1 protein-coding gene is annotated in these 267 nt (G+C 36.0%); it reads right to left on the reverse strand.

What is annotated here, in order from left to right:
- Window positions 1–267, reverse strand: a 267-nt coding sequence (locus tag CWB80_RS22340) for an ATP-binding protein (protein WP_249362695.1), incomplete at both ends; no start/stop codon positions are given.

Here is a 267-nt window from a genome sequence, read left to right on the forward strand (position 1 = left end):
AGAACTTAATAAAAACTGCTGCTCATTTTCAGTAATACCAATCCCACTATCTTTTACACTAATTGACAACTTATCGTTGTGACAGCTCACAGTTAAGGTTATACGCCCAACTTGCGTGAACTTAAGGGCAATGGTTGTTAAGTTTAATAAGATTTGCCTTAATCGACTCGGATCGGTAATCAAGTAGTCTGGTAATGGGAACTTATAATAGACACTGAACTTTAAGAACTTATCTCGAATTTGCTTTCCAATGAGCGACTCTATATT

This window comes from Pseudoalteromonas sp. S1650 (assembly GCF_005887195.1).
GTDB lineage: Bacteria > Pseudomonadota > Gammaproteobacteria > Enterobacterales > Alteromonadaceae > Pseudoalteromonas > Pseudoalteromonas simplex.